Raw genomic sequence first — 24,331 nt, forward strand, 5'->3', positions numbered from 1 at the left:
TTATGTGTGGGATAGCATCATTGCGGGGAGCAAGGTGTGTCATAAGCGGTTGGATAAAAAAGGGGAGCCGAAGCTCCGGAAGGAAAACGGTAGTGCACAGATCTACTTGCCACCCAAGTCCGGGTTGAACACGATGCTGCGGTTCTGATAGCCGACCCGGTAAAGGTCGTCACTTAATAATGCGACCTCAGGAATTGCCTTGATGCGCTTGATCGCGGTAACCGCTGAATCGTCGAAAATCCTGTTACCGCTCGATGTGATGACCTCGACAGTCTTCATTGCGCCGTCCCGATCCAGACGTAACTCAAGCTCGGTTCGCAAATCTTCGATGTTCCCCGGTGGCATATTCCAGTTTTCACTGATGCGCTCCACCAAAAGCCCGTCCACATCTTCGATGGTGAGCTGCGCGTTGCTAGTCTGCTGAGCCGAGCTGCTGCTCTCTGCAGCAATTGCCCACGCCGGGGTATCCGTAGGAGAAGCCGGTACCACTGCAGGAGTACTGAGAGCCTTCATCTGAATAGCCGGCGCCTGCATGACCACGGAAGCTGGAGCCATGCCTTGTCCGGTCAGCTCATTATTCATGAGCCGTGATAGCTCAGCCCCATCGAGCTTGAGCATCTTCGCCATGGCCAGCATTCCTGAATCCAGCTCGTTAATCCGAGCATTCATGTTGGCCGCACCTTTCTGCATAGGGGGTAGTGTGGCAACGCTCGCCTTGAGCTGATCAACATCTGCTCTCATCTGCTTAACATCAGTCGTAACCTGGTGGACCAAGAAAATCACTGCTGCCATACCAAGTCCGATGACGGCGACGGCTCCTGTTATGGCCATAGGTAATGCTTTATCACTCAAGGGGGCGTTCCTCGTGGTTATCCTGATTCGGGCGACACCGTATCGAGGTTATGGGTAATCTGTTTCCATTGTCGCAGGCAAAATGTATAGAACTGGCTGAACTGGTGCATCCGAAGTGGATGTAACTTTTGCGATACTGGATCTGTAGGTATAAAAAAACCGACCGCCTGAGATCAGGATAACGGCCGGTTCTTCTACTTCTACCTGACTTACACCACCCAGGAATTCACAACATCTGCGCCATGTTTATCCTTCCAAACCTTGAGACCCTTATGGTTGCCACCCTTGGTTTCAATTACCTCGCCAGTGTGCGGGTTTTTGTACGTCTTGGTCTTACGCGGCTTGCGCGTACCTGTAGCTGCCGGGGTCTGTTTGCCATCCGGGATCAGGATACTAATGACCTGCGCTTTGCTCAAACCAGACTCAGCAACCAGCGCCTTTAGCTTTTGTTCGAATTCTATTTCCCGCGCCAGCTCCTGATTCTGTTCCATGCGGTGCTGCTTCTCTGCAAGATCCGCGATTTCACGCTGTAGTGCACGATATGCTGCTAGTTGTTGAGACATGAAAACCTCTTACATAATAATGTGTGCGGAATACGATCTCGCTCGACCTATTCAGCGTTGCTGGCCTGGCTGCATATTGGGACAACCGCAGACAAGCTAGTCTCATCGAGACCCCTCGATTGTAAGTAGTGACGGTATCTCTCGCAATACTACTATCATTTTAACTTCTAATCCTGCGATTCATACAAATCAGAATGGGTATAAATTTACTATTGATTATTCTGATATATTGATAAATGCCCATTCTAGAACTCCTCAATTGAACACCGACCAAAGACCTTAGCTACAACCCGCTCGACCTCTTGGGTGGATAACATTTCGCAACTGACCTCCGATCTGATGCCTATTGCCGGTTTGCCTGCAATTCGCAAGACAGCCTCCACTCCAGCCTTGGTAGCCTCGTAGACCGAACCCGTCACATTCATCTTTTCATAGATCCAACCGCCGTGCTCGATGATCCATCCGGTTTCCTGCCCTCTTATATCGCGCTCAGTCCATACCGTAATGCTCTGACCTTCAAAGATCAGTTCTGTTTTCTGGATTGAAATATACATTTTTGAACCTCCATTCGTTGTGTTCACATCTATTTATACAAATGGGGGTTGTAAGCATTCTGCACCGACGATCTTACAAGAAGACCATTTGACTGCCGCACGTGGGACTCACCGAGCAAGAGATGGAAGCCTAGTAAATATGACTGCAGGAATGGAATGCTCATTTGACCGTCGTTCCAAGGTCAATAGCGGTAGCACGTCAAACGATTTACGAAGGGCGGCTCGTAGTGGCGGGTTCCTATCACGCCGCCGCCACACTCTGCCTATTAGGGTTAGTGAATGCCGAGTAGCCGGACTGCTATGCGTCGGAGTGGACCCAGTTGCGCGGGCCTCCGACAATTTAGATTATGTTTGTTTGCAGTCGGCGGATTGAATGCTCTCCGTTGTTCCGCCTCGAAATCTCTCCACCTAACCAGCCTGGCCAAACGCTGCGGGGAGTCTATCAGTGCACCTATGTTTGGCGCAGTGAACATCCCACCTACGACATCAATGCCGGTCGTAGCGGAACAACTACTCAGACTGAAGCCCAAGCCCATGTAAAAGGAATTGCGCCGGAGCCGATCCTCATCTGTCTTTGCATCCACCCCACCAAGCTGTCCAGGCTCAATAGTGTAGTCACCCAAACCTCCCTCTTTCATTTCATGGATTAGCCATGACATCAGCGAGCCCCCCAAGCCTACGCCCTTCGGCCGCATGCCAATATGCCCTCGCGGTCCAAAACAAACCTTCTTCTCCACATGGCAGATGACGACATGGATGCAGTTCTCTGAAGGAGCGAAATCCGAACCGCCAAAACGTGTGTCGTTGAAAGCGCGCAGTCGAAGCATCTCAAGATCCAAGCCGATCGGCTTATCCACCATCATCGCTTTCTCCCATAGCACAGGGAGCATGTACTTCACACCATCCTTTTTGTAGCTAAAGGCAAGAATCCGTACCGGAGCGCAACGATCCACAAGGCGATCCGCATATCTCAATCCAATGTTCATCCCATCTCCTTCGCTTTGTAGGCCGTCCACTGTCCTGCCGAACCTAAAGCATAAAGCAACCTCAGGCGCGCCAAGAAAGAATAGGGGTGTAAATCCCATGGCCGTCGGCTCGGTGCCGACCAGAAAGGCGAGATCCAGACCACTGCCGCTTATTTGCCTGAAGCGGCTTCACCCGGGTACGCCGTATCAATCGCTATGTGTGGAATTTGAGAATTTTAATCATGAATCCAGTTTTCGTTTTACTGATGATCAAGGTGAAAACCTGATGAGGGCCCATAATAGTTATTAGGTATTCTGTGTTTTTGTTCAATTATGCTAAATTCAGTATCCCTGTTACACTACGGTTATGCGTAACATAACACGTTATCATAAATACATACTGACAAGCATCCAGCAGCTGGTTGATGCGCGACACGCACGGGTACGGCCGGCAGCGGACAGACACGAAGAGGGGCGGGGCAGATGGGAATCGAACTGAAGTTTCTGACAGACGATCCAGGAGAAATCGAGATCGTGGAGCGGTACTGGGCGCTGAATCCCGATGGGACCTTTTGTGGATCAGTTATAAGCTTGCTGCCGTTTCGGGAGACCCAGAAGGCCAGAGATCTCGTAGCATTGGTGCAGAGCTATGCTACGGCCTACTACACAGGAACAATATGTCCAGACTGCGGCCGTCACCCACTAATCAATACGCGATCTGACTACAAAGTAGTCCATTACCAGAAGCTGTGCCAGCACTGTGAAGATGACGCCATTTTGGAACGCATCATTGAGGATGAAGAACATGGCTAAGGGCGGCGTGACTTACTCAGAGGTTTTTAATGCCTACCAGGCGCTGATGGCTGCCGGCGAGAAACCTACGGATCGAGCCCTGCTCGAGTACATCGGCACCGGAAGCATGACCACAATCATAAAGCACCGCAGAATGATCGTTGCGCGCATGCAAGGCGTCTTCGGTAATGGCGGGTTGGTCAACAGCTCCCTGAGAGACGCCCTGGCAACCGTTGAGAAGGAATTAGAGCAAATTTACGAGGGCAAGGTTGCCCAAGCCAAGGCCGAGGGCGGGAAGGCTCTTTCCATCGTTCAAGAAAAACTGGATCAGGTCACTCAGACCCTTGATAAAGTTGTAGGCGAGAGGAACAAAGCCGATGAGGATTTGCAGGTTGTCAGGTCATTGCTCGATTCCGAGTCCATTAAATCTGCAGCACTGGCCGAATCGAAGCACCAGTTGGATATCGAAGTTGCGTCATTAAAATCGACCATTACAGAGATGAAAAGTGCTGTCGAGAAAGCCGAGGCCATGGCCAGAGCGGCCAAAGCTCAGCAGGATCATTTTGAATCGCGTACGAGAGAACAGATGAAGGAGGCGAAAGCCATCCAAGAGGATGTCATTAAGCAGGCCCAGCGCGAGCGCAACGAGTACCAGGCCGCTCTGACTCAGAGCTCAGAAAAATTGACTGAAGCAAATCGGTACATGGGGTCCCTGGAAGCCGATGTAGCCGCAGGGCGGAAGGTAATTTCCGATAACCTTAGAACGATTGATCAACTCAATGATCGGATCAAAACCCTGGAAAGTGAAATTAATGAGGCATACAAGATCAACGGTTCCGCTGAGGCTAAGCTGACTCAGGCACAGACTGAGCTAGCCGCATGCAAAGAAATCAGAACTGAGCTACAGTCCCGTTGTGAATCCCTTGAACAGGAAATAAAGAAATCAAGGGAAGATTCTGATGCCTTGAAGCGCGCGCTCTCCGACGCAAATAAGGCACTTGCCGCGAAGCTTCCTGGGCCGGCAGATAGGGACAAAAGACCAGCAAGGCAAAACCCGGGAGACTAGAGTCAATTAACCTGGGAGAATACAGCCCCACTATTCGTAATTGTTCAAATAATGCTCAGCAGAAGGACAAGGTCAAACCCAATAGCGGGAGAATCAAGCGCGATAATTGGTCAATCGTGGGAGGTTAGAGGCCCATAATTGAACATCGGACCCGCAGATCAGGGGCACCAGTGATCGCCGAGCGGGAGAATGAAGGCCCTTAAATATCAGGCATAAAAGACAAGACTACTGAAAAGCGGGAGAAGCTGAAGCGATAATCCGGGAGATCAGCCCCAGTAAACGCAGAATAACCGCTTATAAAACAGTGACATAGACTTAGCTCCTTTTGTTCTTTTTTTCCTTCCTAGATCCTAATTCCTTTTTTTAAACCCGGGTTGATCACTAATAGGTTACTCGCACGTCAGTGCTACAGACCTAGCCACCGGTGTGCCTGGCATGCCGGCAACCCCCCATTGATCGCAGCTTCGATTAACTGGTCCATGTTAATTAGGGCCCTCTATTCTCCCACACCAATCCATTAGCGGCTCTTGAATCTACCTGTTCGCGATGGACCGCCATGGGAATAACCCCTAGAACCCCCTAAAAACCTGGCTATCAAGCAATTAGCAAGCCTGTTCTCCCGCACCGATGGATAATGGTCTCGCACCTATCTCCCATCAATCCGCCTAATAATGAGCCTTCATTCTCCCATCAATCTAATCATGTCGTGGCAGGACAACATCTCAACCCCACTAACCACGGGGTCTAGAGCAATTATGAGCCTCGAAACTCCCATCCCAACAGAAGCATTATGGGGGGCTAATCTCCCGTAACCCGCGAATGATTATTGAGGTGTAATCTCCCGGTCAACCATCACCCAGCGGATAACACATTGTCAGCTGAAAACAGGCATCTGGAATTATGAGCCCTCAATCTCCCGGGTGATCGGAAATACTCCGAGGGGCGTATCTACATCGTCGACACCTCTGAACAACACGGATTATGCGGGTTTCAGTAATTACGGTCCTTTGTTCTCCCAACCCATAATCGTATTTATGAGGCTCTGTTCTCCCGGCTCAAATCCACTTCGCGTGACGGCCAGTTTAGAAGGCAAAAGCTGGAAAGGAGGTATTATGGGGGGGCAATCTCCCAGTGAATTCAGAATTAACGATGAGTAATCTCCCCCCACCATCGCTGACGTCTAGCTCCCCAGCCCTCTAATAACGCGGGCTACAGCAATTATCGCTATCAAATCTCCCACTGCTGATGGGAATTACAGGGGTTCTATCTCCCGGGTGATGATTATTCTGTCATGGCGCTCAGAGTGCCAGCTGAGAGACGTATGTACCCTGGGATCGCAAAATTTAAGGTCTGTTTTGCCGCACTGAAAGCAATTATCGACGCTGAATCTCCCGGCACTATAGGCGTCCAGGATTTGATGTAACAGGCTGGAGCCTAGCAGTTACGGGGCCTGAGGGTAATATGGTCCTCAAATCTCCCGTTAAGGATCGGCAATTATCGAGGCTCAATCTCCCTGCCTCGTGCAGACTATGACGTACGGGCTTGGCCGTAACAAATCAGCGTATTGGGCAATTAACGGCGTCTACTCTCCCGCCCTGGATGCTGATATCTGCGTTCATCCTCCCGTTCCATTGCCACAAAGGGGGAGGCACAAGCAAGCCGAAAGCCAGTTAAAACAAGGCCTCCAGCTATTATCGGCCTTCAACCTCCCATATGAGATGTAATTAACGAGGTCTGATCTCCCGGTTCAGTGCACACGGTGCATCGATCGTCCGACAACCCAGAATCGCGGGAACACACAAGCTGTGGAGATGCTAAAGTGGCACCCCGCAACCCATAGAAGGTAATTCAAGGGGTCTGATCTCCCGCATTATCGAGGTCTGTTCTCCCAGCCCTATTGCGGATATGAAGCACGAAGACTACTTTCGGCTCCAGGGATTGCTGGCCAATTGGTGATGAGATGCGAAACGAAAATACTGAGGCACCGGAAACAGAAGAAAAAGTAGTATTTTGGGGCCCGCAAGGTTCGTTTTCCCCTACAGTTTTCCCACCGCCTCAGCGCGAAGCTGCAGCTCTTGCTCTGTTCCAATCCTTTCTCTGTAATTCGGAAGCTGAAGCGATCGGCCTCAGTAACGTCATTACCCTGTGGGAGCTGATACCGAAATACACTGCGGACAACCTGAACTATCTTGACGAAATCCCCAACGATTACCAAAAGGAATTTCAGATCTATGGCGGCAAATTCAAGCTTACGCTGTTCCCGGGCACCTATTACCCGAATAAAAAGTCGAATAAGCCCAAACGCCGATTTCCTGGGGTCCGAGAGCAGGTCGTAGAGCAAGCCCTGATCTATCTAGCCTGCCAGCAAGCACAGGCTGAAGAAGTGAACGGCGAAATTTCCTACTTCATCACGTTCTCTATTCGCGAAATGGCTATGGTCCTCAAGGCAATGGGCCGGACACATAGCCATGGCCAGATCCGGGAAGCACTTGAGGTATTGTCGTCATCTGTGATGACGATTAAAAAAGAGGGCACCTCTGAAACCTCTAACCGAAACCCCATTGTTCCGTCGTTTACACGCACTACTAGCCACGATGAAACGATATCAGGAAAGGACAACTGGAAGATTCAACTGCACCCGTTGGTAACCCACGCCATTAGGAATGTGGGCTACAGACAGTTCCAATACGATATGGGCGCGGATCTGGCACCCTTTGCGAGCTATCTTCAGCGCCAGATGCATTTCCTCGCGCCGAACATTTCTTCTGAACATCCCCTGACGATCAGGTTGACCGAGTTACGGAACCGCACCCCGGGCCTTGATCACAAAACAATACGCGCGAGCATCAACGCTCTCAAACGGGAACTGGGTAAAATGGAAGATGCTGGTTTTGTTAATCAGTTCGACATCGCACCTATCTTTCCAAAGCGTTCGGCACCTGGCCGGCCAGCGCCGGTGGATGCTGAGGTAACCATATATCCTGGTAGCGATCTTGTGCGCCACGTGAAAGCTGGCTCAAAACGCTTAACCGTCTCGGAACGGGCTCTGGGGCTGCTGCGCAGTCAAAGGGACTCCCGTCAGAAGACTCTCCCTTTATTCTGAATAATGAGAGGCTGTACAGCCTCCTCAGTCTCGTACTTTCAGGTTCGCGACCCCTGCAGCTCTTTCGTCGTCTATGGCGTTGTAGTAGACGTTCTGGGTGGTCGCCAATGCTTTATGCCGCAGATCCGCCTGCAGGTGCTTGGGATCGCGGAAAGGGGCATCGAAAGTGGCGCCGGTGTGGCGTAGCCAGTGCAGCGAGGCCTCTCTCAGATTCACCAGTTCGTCTTCTGTCCTCCCTTCATCCTGCATCTGCTTCACAGCCTTATCGAAAACCTCTTGGATCAGATTCCGAACCTGCCTGTCTGTAAGCCCCCCACGGCCCCACCGGGAAGTGATCAGCGGCGATTGCTCCCTTGCGCTGGGAAGGTCGCTTAAACCTCGTGAGCGGCGGTAGCGAGTAAGGTATTGCAGGTAGTCAGGCTTGACCGTTATCTCGGCCTCGACGTTGCCCTTGCCAATGACCTGGTACCACCAAAATTCTCCCTTTTTTACGAATGACCCCATCGTTGGGGTCCAATGTACATTTCCTACCAGATCCGAAACTCTCAGGTACATCGACTGCAGCGTTACCAGGATGAACAGTGATCTTTCGTATTTATCCGGATCTTCGTTAGCCATATTCTCAGCGACATCCACAACATAATCCCACTGCAGGCGCGTGAGGGACTTGCTGGAGTCCACCTTCATGTTGCGCTTGATGAACTTGCCTTTCTGTTTGATCGCCCGGCAGGGGTTGGCCTCCATACTGAGGCCTTCATGAATGAGAAAATCGTAAAATGATGAGCAAACCGCAAAGACCTGACGGACACTTCCCTGAGACATGGAATAGGGAAGACTTGAAGTCATCGAACCTTCCTCGCTTCCTAGCTTACGGGATGACTTGGAAACCTTGACCGTAAAGGGACGCCATTCTGGGTTCGCGGCCAGGGTACCGCCACTAACGACAAAGCGTTTCGATATCTTGTTTGCGACCCACGTTGGATGAGGGGCAGCAGAGAATGCCATGAATGATTCAATATCCGATCGCCTGAGCGTTAGGACTGATTTGCCGGCGAAGATCCACGACCAAAGCAGAAGCCTCTCTACATGAGTACGGTAGCCGTTGAAGGTGGTTTTGACGCTGTTGTAGGAATTGAGGAACGCCCGAACGTGCTTGTAATCCTCGCCCGCTGCAATGCCTGGTTCAAATGATTGGATGTAGCGGGCAATCTCTGGATGATCTGCAGCGTACTCAGCAACGGTCGATTCGATGAAGGTCTCATAAGTGTCGAAGAGCGGCTGTGGGGGGAGGGCGGCATTGGCTCTGGGCCGGGACATCATTCAATCTCCGATGGCAGTCTATGCAGTCAGCATAACCGCAAATCGGCAATGGATCAGGTGTAACAGCCCTCAAAAACGATGATCGAGAAGGGTAGGGAGGCACAGTCGCTGTTGGAGTTCTATTTCATCTTCTCGCGACGACACAAAGCCACTACAAAGCGTCACAACACAGTGTTGGTGAATTCTACGGTACCGGGCGCGGCTGTACATGGATTAGCGGGGGAGGGAGGGCGAGACCCTGTCTCAGAACATAGTGGTAGTGATGATTCCCTTTTGCTCGGGGATGGCGACATAGCCGATCAGGTTTTTACGGATGATCTCACCGACCTTTTCTTCCGTTACTGGCTTGCTGAGGAAGTCGGAAGCGCCATGCTCGAGCGCAAAGGTTACGGTTTCAGGAGAGGCCGCTGAGCTTGTGATGACCATCGGCACGATACTAATCTCGTTGGAGAGCTGACGTAGATCGTCGATGATATGAATCCCGTTGTGGTTTGAGCCAATGAACACGTCCATGAAGATCATGTCTGGCAGACATGTCTTGAGGGTTGCTGTCAGCTCGGCCGGGGTGCCGACGCACACCACCTCGGTGAAGAACTTGGAGAGTATGTTGGCGAGAACATAGGTATCAGTTTTCGAATCATCGACGATTAAAGCGATCATGTGGTGCAGCCTCAATGAAATTGATGTGCAGGTGTGTGTCCCAAATCGAGCATATCCTCTGACAATCCTGCTGCAACCGAATAGGGGCGAAGAAACTGGGCCCAACTAAGACGGTAAAAGAAAGCCCGCGTGAGCGGGCTACTATGGTTGGTAGTCTTGTTCCCAGATGTAGACACCTGGAAGTCTTCACTCATGAGTATGTCCATCTTTCGATGCGTAACGCATCACCATAAGCGTGGCGGTGCTGGAGAGCAGCGCTAGGTAAACAAGCAGCGCCGCAAAGCTCATCATGAGCGCATAGTTATAGAGGTATGGGAGTTCGATTGTAATAACTGAAGGAAAGAAACCCAGGGTTTTAGCCGCACCGACGCTAGCAAACGCAAAGCAGACGGACAGCCCCAACATCAACGTGGCAAGACGATTCTGAGCTTTTTGCAGGCGTTGCACCCCGGTTCCATCGCTCTCGCGTTTGTTGATGATGATTTGCATACACATGGCCATGACCGAACCAGTCATCGCCACGCATAGCGACACGGTGAACAATAGACCCGCCACCATCCCCGGGAGATCCCACACTCGGCGGCCAAGTTCGCCGAATACAACCAGCAGACACACTACAAGTGCGCAAGTGAGCACCTGTAAGCGCAGATTAATCCGGCCCTCATTAGTGTTCTTTGCGAGCACAACCGTAATCTCTGCCATGGATGCATGATTAGTACTGTTCATTTGTCGCTCCTGGCCAAAAATATTATCCCAGCCCATTACTTCTAAATTTCCTATTTTAGAAGTAATAGGAAAAACAAGGTGGCCTAGCCGATTCATTTCCATCACCACCAGGCCCCGCATGGCGCCGCTGATAAACCTACTCCAATACGCAGATCTGCATGATGTCGACCCGCAACTTTATCCCTCTACATTCTTGTAAGATTGTTCCAACAATCGCACCAGATTTAATGGTAGCGGAATCGTAGTGCATACTTGGGTACGTTCCGTTCAATACGTACTTCTTATTTGTAAAACTTGGGCTACCCCTGCAAGAACCTTTGCCCTGGGTAACCTGGTTATAATTCGCCTGATACTTACAGGACCAGGTAGGCTCAGATTTCTCACATTTCCGCCATCCAGCCCCCTCCTGGCAAACAACCTCTGCCCACTGCCCGTTTGATCCGCCTTCCGTATAGACCTCCTCCCAGGTTTGGCTTGATACCGGTGAAGCAATCAGTGAGCCACACAGCGCTAAAGCAGATACAAGAATTCTCATGTTGTAACCTTGGTCAGATCGGCTGGAATCAGACCCTACCCTTTCGGGTGCATGTGCCCGCCGCCGCAATGGTCGCCATGCCAGTCCGCTATGATTCGATCCTATGTCGTTATTTACGAGATGCAACCGAAAGGGGGGTTATAAAACCAGAACGACAATCAAAAAAGGGGGGCATCCATGACGCGAATCCTGCGGTTGCAGCTCAGTCTAAGATTCATGGGTCGCTTGAAAGCGTCGGTGCCCCGGCCCAGGAACGATCCGCTTCCTAAGCGCGGCCGTCACTCAATGTCACTTCCTGCACAGGCAGCATCAAACAGGCCGTTCTGTACCTGCGTTGTTGGCCTAATGCTTGTTGATGGCTTACGCCACCTAGCGAAAACCACTGATATTGAGGTATCAGGAAACCGGCTATCCATGTTCTCCGAGTACTCCACAGCGACATCCGATAGCATTGGCATCTTTCCTGGAGCACCCGATGGAAGAATCGCAGCAACCAAGCCGCCTTCTCGTACGAAATGTGCAGCGTGCTCGAAATGGTCCTGCCAGGCTCTCCCTGCGAACGGTGGGTTCATCAATACGGCATCCGCCTCACCCTCCAGATCCGTCGGAGATAGCATCAGGAAGTCACCCTGCTTTACCTCAAATCCCATCTTGTCGAGTGACATGCACCGAAGCCGGTCGACCTCGACGCAGCTCGTCTGAAGCGGCATGTGTTTGGCAATGCCTCCGGTGCCGGCTGATGTCTCGTAGCAAATATCCGAATCATGGACACCCGACCATGCAACGAACTCCATGGCCAAATCCTGGGGTGTCGAATAGTACTGATGGCTGATCTTCTCTGGGACCTCGCCAAAACGTACGATGTTCTTGATGACATCCATAGGTGCGTAATCAAATAAGTGGGCCCCCTCACAACGCACACCGCCAATCTGCACAAGCACGTTGTCAATCATCATTCTGACGGCATTTCCTATGCGCTCCTCCTTGATCATGCTGCTCGACTTGAGCTGCCATAGGCCGTTTGCGCCTTGTTGCTCATAGCATTCAGCCAGATAGCCACGTACCTGATGAGGTACAGCCAGATTGAGGAGTTCAGCAGAGCCAAATCCTTTGCGCCGGCGCGGCCGCTTCAAAGTAGCCTCGTCCGGCAATGCATTGGGATGGAGATATGCGAGCGCGATATTGAGGCGGTTTGATATCTCCGGATGGATTTCACAATGTAGGGTGCCCCTCTTGAACGCCTTGATCCTCAGTGCACCGTCGAGCAGTTCATGCCATTCGCCGTGTTGATCCCGCGCATGCCGAAGCTCACCATAGGCATTGAAAAATGGGTTTTCTGCGCCCGTCATGACGGTTGAGCAGACATTGACCAGGTCAATAAAGCTACGATCCTTGCTGGTTGTGGTCCCACTCTCATTGAACATCCAATCGATAATGAAGCGGTCATGGAAGGCTCCGCCCCAGTTCGTTTTATGCCATCCAGAAAGCGCCTTCCAGACCGCGTCCACTCGCATTGAAAGGAAGTTCGCACGATGTGACTCAATTAGCGATAGGCAGGAATAGACAGATGTGTGATCAAACTGAGGAATGACTATGTCCGCGTGGCGTGTACGCCAAGCTGTGAAGGATTCCTGCCATTTTGTCCATATCTCTGTTGGCAAAACTGTGGTCAAGCTACAGAGGTCAAAGAGCCGGAACCAGAAGTGCTCCTGCCTAGCGTTCATAGCCCTTTTCAGATCAAACATATCAATCAGGTCCATAACCCAAAGCTGACTGCGCGAGGACGACTGGTAGTAAGCCTGGGCGCCATACGCGAAGCTTGAAAGCGTCCCTTGGTTCTCAACTTGCATCAGGTAATCGTGCATTCGACGCATCTCAGCTTCCCCGTGCGCGTACTCTTGCAGTAGCTCGTCGACGGCCGGGGTTGTCATGGTCGGAAGGAATTCGCGGTAATCGGCTGGTATGGCAGCGACAGGTAGATTGAAATCGAACATGATCGTTTGGTCCCTTGTGAAGATGGGACCAGATTGAAGGCATTTGCTGCGTGTCAGATGCCCCCTGGTTGTGGTTTTAGCGCGATTTCCGCGTGCCGATCAAGCAGCAAAATCCATACTGTATTGAGCCCTATCCACACGGGTCGCTCGAACCTGACAAATCTTCCGCACCTGCTCCTTCCAGTGGGGATTCGACGTGGGGCGGCGGTCAGCGACATAGTCATATATCTGCTGGAGGGTCGCGACCCCGCCTGCAGCATCAATGGCATCCGATACCACCTCCTTCCAAGTGCGAAGGCCGTGACGAAGTGACTCCCCAACGTCCTTGGGAAGGGTTTTAACGAACGCCTGCTCGTGATAGAGGTTGAAACCGATGAGCTTGCGCTCAGCATCCTTCCTGAAAAGTGCAAAGATCAGAGGTTTCTCAAGGCCTGGGAACAAGTCCCTGGGCAGCAGCTCTGTGGCAATCCCCCACGCTTCGTTGTATCTCACTACCCTGCCAGACGTTTGGAAAAAGAACGCCGGGAGGATCATACCTATGCGTCCTTCCCTCGGCATTACCTGTTCTGCAATGGAAAGAAACTCGTCGAATAGCCTGGTCTTGAAGGGAGGGTTGCCAAGGAATACGGTTGGTTGCTCAGAAAACGATACATCCCGAAAATCCGCGGTCATGATATTTCGCCCGGTACGAGCCCTGGCCAGCTCTGCCTGATCTGGGTCTATCTCTATGCCCATGGCAGGGACGTGGGGAGGGATAGGCTCAAGAAAGCGTCCCGGCCCACACATGGGCTCAACAACATAATCATTTTCCGACAGGTCACTGAAATGCTGGCGTACCAGCGCGGCTGCTGCCCATGACGGGGTGAAGTACTGGTTCAGGGTCTTGATCTGTGACATGACGGTCTCCGCGTTTGAGAAGCTTTAGATTGCCTCCCGCTATCGCGTGTCATACCCCTCACCTAGCTGTAACCTAACGGCCAGCGCTTGAAAGCCGAAGCTGTACGGAAACCTGGGACTGCTTTTCAAGCTGAGCAACGTAGCGTTTCATATCTTTGATGGCTTTGTGTACGTTTTGTGCGCCCACCGACGCTTAAGGGCTGCCTGGATCATTCGTGGCTCATATGATTCATCTAGCTGGGATACATTGAGGTATCCGTGCTCTCAGAGCGCGTATCATGACTACCTAAGCCGTTTGATGCCTTCAAGGATGCTTAGCGAGAGATAACTTTTCTATGGTCCTGTGGGCCGGTCGCCATTTAACGGTATCCCTATGTATTGGGTGATCGCAATTCTAACCTGCTCGGATTCGCTGATATGAGCTTTCAGGCTAAAGCTTCATAGCGTCATTGCGAGCGTCATACTGGCGTGGATGTCGATCAATGCGGCCTGACACATGCACGAGCATCCACGGATCTTCACTTCGATGGCCAACATCTGCAGGCGTGCTCCTTTGAATTGTCGCCACTCTCCTGCCCTGCTTAAACACCACTAGCCCTTTCTCGTTACGTTTGAACTGGATATGTGCTGGCATGATGATTCCTGGAATGCTTGTGTACCGGTTTGTCCGGCACCACGGGTAATAGACAGCTTGCCATTCAGATCCCCGTGTCATTCACCCGTTTTTGCACCCCCATTCGGTTTTTGCAGGCTCCGTGAAGCGCTAGGATGTTTGCTCATTCTGAAGGCGGGCATGTATGACATTTCACCAGCGGGGTATCAGTCTCTTCCACTCCCTACTCCCCCTGGGGCAGCACCTATTCCTTTCTAAAAGCGAAGTGATGCGAATAGCGGTTATTGCAGCTGAGGATCGGCTTGTCTACCTAGTGGGGGATGGACTGGTCAAGATCATCATCAAAGCGCACGACGGCCGTATCATCACCGCGAGGATTGCGCGGCCGGGAGATGTTCTCACAGCGCCTATCCAGCCACCCGGTAATCAGCCGGATCAGGGTGACGTTATGCTCCAAGGCCTCACTGGCTCAACCCTTCTTGCTATATCGCAATCACAGTTCGACGGAGTTCTGCGCTCAAACCCGAGCTTCGCAGTTGGATACTTCGAGCAGCTTGCAAAGTGGCATCAGTTGTCGCAGATCATCTACAGCGAATGGTGCAATGGTCGCGGTGTTGGCCGCATCCGGAGCGCTCTGCATGTGTACGCGGCGGGAGCTGGTTGCGCCTTTGAGCAGTCACAAGTTGCGATCAAGCCTGGTCGCGCGGAGATATCTCAGTTAGCCGGGTTGTCCGTAGCCCATACCATCAGGTTAATACAGAAAATGGCCTCGGACGGTGAGATCCAGCTCGATGGCAAAATCATCCGTTTCCAATCTGGGCAGTTTGGACCAGCCAATCACTATCAGTGGGACTCGGCTCTGTTTTTCGAGAACGCCCGCCCCGCCTGATATACTTGAGCAGGACTATCTCAAGTCCCGTATGTAGTTCGACTCGGCTGCGATACGCGAAGATGCGCGCAGCAATTGGGGCTCACCTTTATCAGCCGGCCGGACGAACCAGTGGCAGTTTTCCTTGGCCCGTGTAATCCCGATATGCGCCAGCCGGAATAGCTCATTCTCCTGCAGCGTATCGAAAGGGGTTTGGCTGTTCACCGGCCCCGGTGCTGCGATAGTGAATAGCTGATTGCTGGTCCAGGACGCGAATCGTGCAGTGAAGTCTCCCACTATAAGAACCGTTTGGGCTTCTAGGCCTTTTGCTCGCTGACAGGCCCTGACACGCACGCGCCTGCGCTCAGGGTTGAGGCGCTTATCCTCATCGATCACTGGTTTGATCAACGGCTCAATCATCCTGAAGTCGTCTTGGTTAGCGGCGAGAATCAGGATGTCATCGCCGGCGCTGAAGTGTTCTCTCAGAGTTGCTACAAACAGCTTGCGCTCCAAGTAGCTGATCAGAATAGGTGCTCTGCTGCCGGTCTGCTTGCTCGGTCTGCTTGATGGGGCCATGGCGTTGACTGCCGGCAGACCGAGGACCATAGAATGAGCCGCGTCGATGATCCCTTGCTGTGATCTGAAGTTTTCACCCAGAATACGTCGTGTGGAATTTGCGCTGCAGCGAAACTCTGCCTCAAAATTCAGCAAGTATCGTGAAGTGGCGCCCTGGGTGCCGTGTGCTGTCTGGTAATCATCACCGGTTATAAACAGGCTGCCCAACTCTGCGCCCGGCTCTGGGGTCTGATGCCGGCGCCGCCGTGCTTCCTGCAGACAAGACTTGACCCACTCTCCTATGGGAACGGTCAGATCCTGCACCTCGTCGACTAGTACGTGCTCCATGCGCTTAATGGTCCTTGCTGGCAGGTGCGATATATTTGACTCGCCGTATGCGCCAAGCAAATTGAACATCCGATTTGAGGTCACCATCTTCGGTTCTGACGCGAGAAGGTACGCTTCAAACTCAACCCAGAAATGTGCCAGTGCCCGGTAGAAGTGAATCTCTGAATCGCCAGGCAGAAAATTGAGGCTGCTAATGGCTTGTGCTACAGGGACGCCAAGGGTTTCGATCAGGTTTCCCTGCTGATACAGCATTTCAACAACCGAGAATGGCCGCGACTGATTTTTGAGACTGATATCGAAAATGGGGGCCTTGGTGTTCAGCAAGGCCATGCTCTCTACCAGCTGTTGGGCGTCATCATAGGATTCAAGATAGACAATCGGTTTGGGCGCGTATGCCTGAAGGATGGTGCGTTTGACGGCACACTCCTTTGCAAGCGGTACACTGAGCCTGGGGTCTCGCTTGATGTTGCGATCGGCTGCTCGGTCGAACCCGAGCACCACGTAAGCATCGAGAGCTGGTGAGTAGCCGTTGGCATAGAAGGTGTGCCCTCGAACCTCTATAGCGGTGACCTCCGCTTTGATGCCCTTGAGCGGCCAGGCGCCAGCATCGGTCCACATCTTCTCCATAGTCTCGCTGATATCGAGGTCTGCCGCTGCTTGCTTCCATGCGATGGGTGCCGCCTTCATCACTACAGGATCGTCTACCGAGAGAGGTTTGAGTACGGCGCCGGCTTTGAATGCAGCCTTGATATCAGCTGCGAAGTTTTGGTTCCTAAGATAGGCGTTTGAATAGGCGTCGTTGAGCACCGACAGTTGCTTGCGGGTAAGGCGACTGTCGAACGGTCGGCCGTCCTCATCATTACTCAATGGCTCGGCCAGTAGCTCGAAGGGCAAAGCACTCTGCAGGTCTGGAAGAGACCGAAGCTGGCCAAGGGCTGCACCCTGGGGTGTCTTTACGACTTCAAGTATCTGGCATTCGCTGTATTCCCTACCCCATCGGCCGAGTAGGCCTCGCACGATCCTCGTGACATCCAGCCTACAGTCCCTTGTAAGGCAAAGAAGCGTGATGCGATCCAGTGACACTTTGAGATAGACGTGAAGCAGCACCAAGCGTAAGGCCATGACATGGGTTTTGCCGGTTCCAGCTATACCTGAGGTACAGGTTGCTCGATGCACAGAAAGGATAGCCCGCCATTGATCATCCGTAGGCTGCTCATCCTCAGATAGAACGTTCAGAGCATCTGCCCGGAATTGCTGCTTTAGCTCGCCGGAAATGTTCAGGTTTGAAGCTTCCAGCAGAGACAGGTCGACTGCTGGAGAGCCATGAACCTGTTGCCGTTTGTCTTCAATGACCAAGACTGAAGGTGCCGGGCTTGCGGCTGAGGCTGCATGGTGGCCTGTGCTAAAATGTGAGCCGGCTACAAACCCCCGCTTCCATGAGCTGTCATGAAGCCCCTTTAGCGCGTCCAGCCCTGAGTTCAGTAGGTCTATGCATACCCGCTGCAAGTAAGGCTTTTTCGTATCGTCGGCTTGCGGGCCGGGCGTGCTGTGGTCAGTAGCGTCCACTTTGACATGTCCAATGGCGATGGGTGTCAAAAGATCATGCCCAGATCAAAATGCCCCCGCCACCGAACCGGCATGCAGAAATGCCCTGGGCCCGGATATCCGTTTGTGCACCCCTCTTCGGTACAGCCGCCCAAAGAATTTTTGTATTGTTGGCGGCAACAGAATCTCTGCGAGATTGAAATCGTTACTTGAGGAAAATGAATGCCGAAGCTTCCAATTCAGAATGATCCATTGGAAACCCTATCCGTCTTCGTGGGGCACGCTACCCTCATCCACCTCAACGCACGCCAGACTATCAAACCACCCAGCTGCCATGGGGCGGCGCTTTATGTTGTCGAGAAAGGCACCTTGAGTTACGGCCAGCATTCAGCGCCCAAGGGCGTGACCCATTTTGGCCACCTGAATCGAGGTGATGTGTTTGGTGAATCAGGGCTCTTTTCAGCAACCCCGACCGCCTCGCAAGAGATCATAGTGACTGCCAAAACTGATTCCACTGTTCGCTATCTCAGCCACGAGAAAGCCATGAAACTATGCTCCAGGCACCCGGAGATGATCATGGAACTCTGCTACAAGATGGACAAAAGGCTTCAGGCCTTCACCGGGCGTATAGCCTCATTAACCTTCAACGATATAAGCCACAGGGTTCATCAGGAACTGATCGAGCTGGCGACACATACCGACGCGGCAACGCACCCTGAGGGCATGCTGGTGAAGATCTCCCGCAAAGAATTGTCCAGGTTGGTCAGCTGCTCCAGGGAGGTCGTGGGCAAGGTATTAGCGTCTCTGGCAGCCCTGGGGATTATTTCCGTAGCGGGACATTCCATTGTGGTCCGGGAGGCAAGATGATGAGTAAGAGGAATGGGAGAGTTTGGTTTATTAGATGCACAGGTCTGTCTGATAAGGGGCGGGTATGATAGTCAGCACATTGTCATTGGAAGATTTGAACTCTGAGCAGCATTTGACGGCATTGGCGACGGCGGTGCTCGGAGCCTTGGTCTATTTCTGGTTGAGCTATAATGATGACCTTTCCATGTTCAAGGTAGTCATGAGCGCATTCTGGGCTTCACTGGCCTACTACGCCTATGCGGTGGCATCCAACGTCCGAGTCGATGGGGTTCCATCCGTCCTGGTCACGCTTCTAGGCATCGGCGTGGCCGCATTGATTCTTATATTAACTGTGTGAGCCGTACTGGGTGCCGGCACCGCCTTCCGCGCCGTCACCTCGCCTTCCCTGTGTGCTTTAGGGGCAGTTTCCCGCCAGCCGATACCCACCAGCGATCGCTTCCTGCCCAGAATTGAATAACACGATATTGTGGGGGCTGATCGAGGCATAGCTCGGGCAGTCCGGGCGGTGGAAGATCGAGCTATTGCGATTGCCCCGGACAGCACCTTTGTACGCTGCTGAGGCGCTTGTCTCCACCCTATTTGGAGCGCTGGCGGCAACCTCTTTACTCTTTTTGCGCTGCCCATTCTTAGTGGTCTGGTCGGTCACGACAGGCAAGTTAGTCGCGCCAGCAGGCTGACCCAATGTTACGAATATCGGGGCGTGGTCGGAAACGTGGGCACGGCTCTTTTCATGGTCCCACCCCAGCAGCTTTGGAAAGTCAACGATGACAGAGCGCCTGATCGGAAGTGCCGTTTCTTTACTGACATACACGTTGTCATAGAGGTTGGCATAGCGGCCGTTGATACTTGAGAGCGTTGATGCGCCCTCGGTGATCAGGGGCAGCGCCGACTTGCGTAGGGTTGACCAGGCCTGGTGATGGGGATCGAGGTTGAAGTCACCCATTAGCATCCGGGGGGTGCCTGGATAGACCTCTCCCAACCAGTTCCAATATGCATCAAGTTCTATAATCTCCGGGAGACGATCGCCCACTCCCTTACCGTACAGAATATGGACCGTAGCGACTGCGATGACATCGCCTGTCTGTCTTGAGCGGAACCTCGCCGAGAATGGCTCGCGGATGAACTTGTTCCCACGGTCCAGATAGACCACAGCGCCATCTTCGTAGCTCACTGTGCGCTCGTTGTACACGAAGCTGTACATTTCCTTGTATGAGTTACCAATTAGGTGGGAGTTGATCGCGCTCCAGTCATCACCGGTGGCGTTCTCAAGCGCCAGCACCAGACGATCCACTGCGCCCTCGTTCATGACCTCCTGCACAGCAATCAGGTCAGCGTGCCTAGCTACATGCGCCAGCGCCTTGAAGCTGGTCTGGTTGCCGTGTCCTAGCCTTTTGATATTCCAGGTTCCAACAGTCAGGTCGGCCCCTATGGCGCCGCTGCAGAAGATGATTGCGAGAGCTGCAACAGTGGTCCTGAAAAAACGTCCCATTAAAGTCCTTACCTGATGTGGAGATTGAGCATGGCGCCCTGGGTCGCGCCGTGTGAGGTATCGCGGTCCAGATGGCGGTCAAACTCGTTCATGTTGTTAATCAGGGTCGAAATTGCGTGATCAAGGTTGGCCTTGATCGCCCCGCACGATTGCCCTGACTTGAAGTTGTACAGCCGCGATAGCACGGTCTTTGCTATGGCATGCCCATTTCGTGCATGCATCAGCTCGTGAGCGCGCAATGCGCCGATGAAACGCTCCCACTCCCGAGCTGTGCCCACACTCCGCACCTCCTCGGTGAGCTTAGGCAGCGTCACAATCGACTTGAGCTTGACGACCGGGTTGCGCACCTCGCACCCCTTCGATGTCTGCATCAGATCGTAGTTGGCTGCGATGGTGTTCGTGGTGAGGCCCCCATACGTTCCTCGTGCTGAGCGGATGGGGGAGTTGCGGAACATCGAATCATGGATCTCGGGTATGGTTTTGCCTTCAGCCGGGTAGTAAACGATGTCGAACTTGACAATCGGCTGGGGCGATCCAAACGCTGCACCTTGCCCGATCATTACGATCAGGCACACAAGCCAGGCGGCTGGTACTCTACGCACTCGCCGCTGCCTGCTCTTCCAGGCGCTTACGCTTTGCAACGAAGGCCACTATGTCCTTTAACTCCCGTTTAACCACTGAGCGCTTTCCGAGGCCCTTCTGCAGCATCTCCGTAGCAAGCCACTGAGCTACCTTGAGTGCTTCCTCGTGTCCCGTAGCCCATGCCTTCCTAAGCGCTTCGAGGGCTTCCACGTACGCGCCTTGTTGGATCTGTATTTCCGCCCAGCTGAATGCCGCCTCAGAGTCGCCCAGCGCCATCGCCTTCTTCAGCAATGCCAATCCCTGTGCTGTTTTCCCGCTTTGAAACGCCATTACCCCCAGATCGGTAACTGCCGGGGGATATCCGAACTCTGCGGCGGCGTTCATCAGGCCCTCCGCGTCGCCGGAGTTGCCGTTCCCCATCTCATGATGCGCCAACACATAGGAGCTCATCGGATGTTGAGCACCTATCTCCTGGTAGATTGCGATGGCATCACTGGTACCTTTCTCTGTTTTAAGTGACTCATAGCCCCGGGCCAATGCAATCCCGGCGTCAAGCGCTCCCAGCTGGTATGCCGACGTTAGCGTGTCAATAACCTCAGTTCTTCGCTTGGGCTCCTTGGGGAGGAATGTGTTGAAGCAAAGCTTTAGCCGCGAGGCCCAATACAGCAGGTTGAAATTGGACTTGGGCATTTCAGCTACCAGGTCAGACCAAGCATGCCCGCTGACATTGAGTATTCGGGGTTTTTCATGTTCGCTGAGTACATAACCATATCGGTCGTCGACCGCCATGTTGCCAAGAAGGGCGATGGGCAACACGCGATTGAAGGCAACGCCGTTAATCCGGGTGCCAAAGGTCCAACCCGATGTCTCGTACCCCTGTGATCGTAGAAGAGTGGTCGCCGCTACTACTGCCTGAATATGAGCCCTTGGGATCTTCTGCTTTGCCGGCTCAGCCTTGGCTAACAGCGCCCCCCATCCGCCCGTGATTCCCAAGCTCTGGCTGGATATACCAAACCGGTTAACTGCCATTGAGCCGCTGGAAAGAACCTGCCCCAGTGGTGCTAGGCTTATCCCCGATGTGTTCAATGCGTAGTTCTGGACGTGAAGGTCCAGCTCATTGAAGTGGCATGAATAGACCGGTATGCCCTGGGCATGAAGCATCGCTGCCAGATCAGCGTCACTGGCGTCATGCTCTGGGGTTTCAGCCACCGGATGAATCCACAGGGCGATCTCAATCTCCGGCCCTTCTCCGCGCAGCAGGTCTTGTGCCGCAACGATTGTTGATGGCTGAAGTCCGAGGGCTACACCCGTCTCGTACAAGTTTGATCGAGGGTCCTCGTCGCGCAACTGGAAGATCTCGAAGGACTTGGGTATGCCGAGGAACTGGTTGGCGTACCCCATCCAGATTGAGCGATCAAGGCGTGTAATGGGGTCGCCCCCTAGGATCAGTACCCGTTTGGGGGGGTGAGTGAGGTGCATCCCCTCTTTGAGGATGATGTTGGCCAGCAATGCAGCAGGTGCAATGAGGGATGCGACATCGCCCTCAGTAATTTTGTACGGCAGCTCGGCGCCGGCAGCTTCGGCCCCCGTGCGCAGGTGCTTCATCCAGGCAGAAGCAAGCTCACCTAAATGCTTCGACCGATTAAAGGCTTCCTTCAAGCTCACAGTGATTCTCCGGTTAATTGCGGTCAGTTTGACGAATGTGAAATCCTAGGCAACCCGATCAGGGCGAAAAACTTAGTCGACGATGACTAGACCATAACGACCGGAGTGGAGAATCTAACCCAAGGGTTCATAAATAGACGGGAGCCACGCATATTAACTCCCGCCTCGAAATTTCGGCGCTGTGAAAACCTACTCCCGGCGTTAAGGTATACACACGACCCACACTCCGACCTATCTGGCAGAAAGGTAAACCGATGGTGCACATAAGCCCCTCACACCATGCATTGGAGCTGATCGATCAACTCGACTCCGAGCTTAAGGATTTGGCAGCGGATATGCGCTCGCGGTCTGGCTCAATCCGAATTGATGCGTTATGGGAGATACCGCTTCGGTCCGCGCCGCTCGTCGACTCCAAAGCGCCCATTGAGATTTCCGCGCCTGAGCGCGAGGAGGCCGAATTGCTGGTCATCGAGATACTGACCAGTCTCTGGATGCGGATCGGTCAAAGCATGCGAGAAACTATCCGCGCTCCAGGTGCGATAGGCCTACTCCCTCAGTGGATCGACACTATTGCTCGTACCAACCTGCTTAGGTCCCAGATCTATGAGGTCATTAAGCCCTTGAGCCAGCAGCAGCGGGTGAACATTTGGCGCCGGCATAATGGTATCTCCGCGCTGCAGACCATGCGTATAACACCTATTCTCAGAGACCCGGTAGCTATTCGTTTCTATTGGGACGCCACACCATCAATCAAAAGGGTAAAAGCCTGGGATTTGGCCGGGAAGCTGGAACAGCAGTTGATCGATATCCACGGGCATGTACCTCGCACGGAGGAGCTACCGGAGGACTCTGTTGACAGAAAAACCGCGTTTTCGGTTGAGATGCTAAGGATTTTAGATTCTCATGAAGCCGTAGCCATCTACCGAGAGGGGAAGCCGCACGTCCGGGTGCGGGTGCATGACGGTGACGATTCGCCTTACATCGCGCAGGCGTCGGTGCCCTACGTGTATAACCATCAATGCCCCAGCGTGAGAATTACACCTCTCGTCTCCTATGAACCCCATGCATCTGAACGGCCTCGATCCAGCCGGGCACGGATTGAAGCGGAGCCCTACGTGGAGTCCCTATACATCCATCGCTATCTGCCGTGCTATCGAGCCTGGACTGCCAAGGATGAGCAACAGAATAAGCCAGAAAGGCACACGAGAAAGAAGGCATAGAACGTGGATGACATGACAACCGAAAAAACCGCAATGGCCAGTGATTCCTCCCGCAAAGTAGAAGAACTGCAATTGGTGAATTCGACAGACAAAAAGCTTCAGTGTGTTGCCTTTGGCAATGCTCTCACACTCGCCCTGGCCGGCGATGCATTGGCCATGTTTACAGTCGCCTATTGCCTGGAAAGGGGGAAAGGAGTGGAGCTAAATGCAGAGTCAGCAAGCTTCTGGCTCATTCGGAGCGCCATGGACGACTCATCCCCTCCAGTAGCACTCTATCGGCTCGCCACTAGACATCTTGAGGGCTCATTGGATCATTCGGATGCAGACTATGGATTGAAGCTGCTCGCCCGGGCGGCGAAGGCCGGACATGTAGCTGCCCGAAAGCGCCTCATGCTTGAGTGCGAGTCACCTACCTGGTGGCCCGCTGCTCGCAAGGCAGCTTTCGATGTTCTTTCGGATCTAGCCTGTGCCGTTGCGCCGAATCGTTATCACGTCGAGGCCTACTTGAGCTTCACCAGAACCTATCCAGCCAGCGCTATCTGGGACGCATAA

At 53.0% G+C, this 24,331-nt stretch carries 21 protein-coding genes; 8 read left to right on the forward strand and 13 right to left on the reverse strand.

Annotated features, from left to right (window positions below):
* Positions 1–102: 102 nt before the first annotated feature.
* The 4 genes from QAO71_RS17425 to QAO71_RS17440 all read right to left on the reverse strand — a co-directional run bounded on the left by QAO71_RS17425 (position 103) and on the right by QAO71_RS17440 (position 2,955).
* Positions 103–852 carry an energy transducer TonB gene (locus tag QAO71_RS17425; protein WP_280165931.1) on the reverse strand — a complete coding sequence of 250 codons (750 nt, stop codon included), beginning with the start codon at positions 850–852 and terminating at the stop codon, positions 103–105.
* 209 nt (positions 853–1,061) lie between these two features.
* On the reverse strand, positions 1,062–1,415 hold the full coding sequence (locus QAO71_RS17430; protein ID WP_280165932.1) for a histone-like nucleoid-structuring protein, MvaT/MvaU family: 354 nt from the start codon (positions 1,413–1,415) through the stop codon (positions 1,062–1,064).
* A gap of 245 nt (positions 1,416–1,660) precedes the next feature.
* Positions 1,661–1,969, reverse strand: a complete 309-nt coding sequence (locus tag QAO71_RS17435) for a hypothetical protein (protein WP_280165933.1) — start codon at positions 1,967–1,969, stop codon at positions 1,661–1,663.
* A 272-nt stretch (positions 1,970–2,241) separates the two neighbouring features.
* Complete coding sequence (locus tag QAO71_RS17440) at positions 2,242–2,955, reverse strand: hypothetical protein (protein ID WP_280165934.1); 714 nt, start codon at positions 2,953–2,955, stop codon at positions 2,242–2,244.
* 462 nt (positions 2,956–3,417) lie between these two features.
* On the opposite strand from QAO71_RS17440, the gene QAO71_RS17445 reads away from it, so the two are divergent.
* The 3 genes from QAO71_RS17445 (at position 3,418) to QAO71_RS17455 (ending at position 7,895) form a co-directional block, all read left to right on the forward strand.
* Complete coding sequence (locus QAO71_RS17445; RefSeq protein ID WP_280165935.1) at positions 3,418–3,747, forward strand: hypothetical protein; 330 nt, start codon at positions 3,418–3,420, stop codon at positions 3,745–3,747.
* A complete protein-coding gene (locus QAO71_RS17450) occupies positions 3,740–4,792 on the forward strand; it encodes a DNA-binding protein (protein ID WP_280165936.1) in 1,053 nt (350 codons plus the stop codon). Before QAO71_RS17445 ends, QAO71_RS17450 begins: the two co-directional genes overlap by 8 nt.
* Before the next feature lie 1,960 nt (positions 4,793–6,752).
* Complete coding sequence (locus QAO71_RS17455) at positions 6,753–7,895, forward strand: hypothetical protein (protein ID WP_280165937.1); 1,143 nt, start codon at positions 6,753–6,755, stop codon at positions 7,893–7,895.
* Between the two features lie 24 nt (positions 7,896–7,919).
* Here QAO71_RS17455 and QAO71_RS17460 read toward each other — a convergent pair whose 3' ends face one another.
* From QAO71_RS17460 to QAO71_RS17480, 5 genes are all read right to left on the reverse strand, one after another.
* Positions 7,920–9,215 carry a site-specific integrase gene (locus QAO71_RS17460; RefSeq protein WP_280165938.1) on the reverse strand — a complete coding sequence of 432 codons (1,296 nt, stop codon included), beginning with the start codon at positions 9,213–9,215 and terminating at the stop codon, positions 7,920–7,922.
* A 243-nt stretch (positions 9,216–9,458) separates the two neighbouring features.
* Positions 9,459–9,875, reverse strand: a complete 417-nt coding sequence (locus QAO71_RS17465) for a response regulator (RefSeq protein ID WP_280165939.1) — start codon at positions 9,873–9,875, stop codon at positions 9,459–9,461.
* A 186-nt stretch (positions 9,876–10,061) separates the two neighbouring features.
* The gene (locus tag QAO71_RS17470; protein WP_280165940.1) at positions 10,062–10,601 is read right to left on the reverse strand and encodes a hypothetical protein; all 540 of its coding nucleotides are present in this window, start codon (positions 10,599–10,601) and stop codon (positions 10,062–10,064) included.
* Between the two features lie 813 nt (positions 10,602–11,414).
* Entirely contained in the window at positions 11,415–13,130 is a 1,716-nt protein-coding gene (locus QAO71_RS17475) for a DUF4942 domain-containing protein (protein ID WP_280165941.1), read from the reverse strand.
* Positions 13,131–13,229: 99 nt separating this feature from the next.
* Positions 13,230–14,027: a class I SAM-dependent methyltransferase gene (locus QAO71_RS17480; RefSeq protein ID WP_280165942.1), complete on the reverse strand. Its 798-nt coding sequence runs from the start codon at positions 14,025–14,027 to the stop codon at positions 13,230–13,232.
* A gap of 797 nt (positions 14,028–14,824) precedes the next feature.
* On the opposite strand from QAO71_RS17480, the gene QAO71_RS17485 reads away from it, so the two are divergent.
* Positions 14,825–15,529 carry a Crp/Fnr family transcriptional regulator gene (locus tag QAO71_RS17485; RefSeq protein ID WP_280165943.1) on the forward strand — a complete coding sequence of 235 codons (705 nt, stop codon included), beginning with the start codon at positions 14,825–14,827 and terminating at the stop codon, positions 15,527–15,529.
* Positions 15,530–15,544: 15 nt separating this feature from the next.
* Here the strand turns inward: QAO71_RS17485 and QAO71_RS17490 are convergent, their stop codons facing one another.
* Complete coding sequence (locus QAO71_RS17490; RefSeq protein ID WP_280165710.1) at positions 15,545–17,767, reverse strand: hypothetical protein; 2,223 nt, start codon at positions 17,765–17,767, stop codon at positions 15,545–15,547.
* A 411-nt stretch (positions 17,768–18,178) separates the two neighbouring features.
* Between QAO71_RS17490 and QAO71_RS17495 the strand changes: the two genes are divergently transcribed.
* Both QAO71_RS17495 and QAO71_RS17500 read left to right on the forward strand, forming a co-directional pair.
* Entirely contained in the window at positions 18,179–18,823 is a 645-nt protein-coding gene (locus QAO71_RS17495; RefSeq protein ID WP_280165711.1) for a cyclic nucleotide-binding domain-containing protein, read from the forward strand.
* Between the two features lie 64 nt (positions 18,824–18,887).
* Positions 18,888–19,160 (forward strand): hypothetical protein, encoded by a 273-nt coding sequence (locus tag QAO71_RS17500; protein ID WP_280165712.1) that lies wholly within the window; start codon positions 18,888–18,890, stop codon positions 19,158–19,160.
* A gap of 57 nt (positions 19,161–19,217) precedes the next feature.
* Here QAO71_RS17500 and QAO71_RS17505 read toward each other — a convergent pair whose 3' ends face one another.
* From QAO71_RS17505 to QAO71_RS17515, 3 genes are read right to left on the reverse strand one after another with little or no spacing between them, the layout of a single operon-like run.
* Positions 19,218–20,312 (reverse strand): Ada metal-binding domain-containing protein, encoded by a 1,095-nt coding sequence (locus tag QAO71_RS17505; RefSeq protein ID WP_280165713.1) that lies wholly within the window; start codon positions 20,310–20,312, stop codon positions 19,218–19,220.
* 8 nt (positions 20,313–20,320) lie between these two features.
* Positions 20,321–20,872: a DUF922 domain-containing protein gene (locus tag QAO71_RS17510; RefSeq protein WP_280165714.1), complete on the reverse strand. Its 552-nt coding sequence runs from the start codon at positions 20,870–20,872 to the stop codon at positions 20,321–20,323.
* A gap of 34 nt (positions 20,873–20,906) precedes the next feature.
* Complete coding sequence (locus tag QAO71_RS17515; RefSeq protein WP_280165715.1) at positions 20,907–22,559, reverse strand: hypothetical protein; 1,653 nt, start codon at positions 22,557–22,559, stop codon at positions 20,907–20,909.
* Positions 22,560–22,813: 254 nt separating this feature from the next.
* On the opposite strand from QAO71_RS17515, the gene QAO71_RS17520 reads away from it, so the two are divergent.
* Both QAO71_RS17520 and QAO71_RS17525 read left to right on the forward strand, forming a co-directional pair.
* Positions 22,814–23,779, forward strand: coding sequence for a DNA replication terminus site-binding protein (locus tag QAO71_RS17520; RefSeq protein ID WP_280165716.1), 966 nt, complete (start codon positions 22,814–22,816; stop codon positions 23,777–23,779).
* A gap of 12 nt (positions 23,780–23,791) precedes the next feature.
* The gene (locus QAO71_RS17525; RefSeq protein ID WP_280165717.1) at positions 23,792–24,331 is read left to right on the forward strand and encodes a hypothetical protein; all 540 of its coding nucleotides are present in this window, start codon (positions 23,792–23,794) and stop codon (positions 24,329–24,331) included.

Origin of the sequence: Halopseudomonas sp. SMJS2 (assembly GCF_029866945.1) — a bacterium.
In the GTDB taxonomy this organism is placed as follows: Bacteria; Pseudomonadota; Gammaproteobacteria; order Pseudomonadales; family Pseudomonadaceae; genus Halopseudomonas; species Halopseudomonas bauzanensis.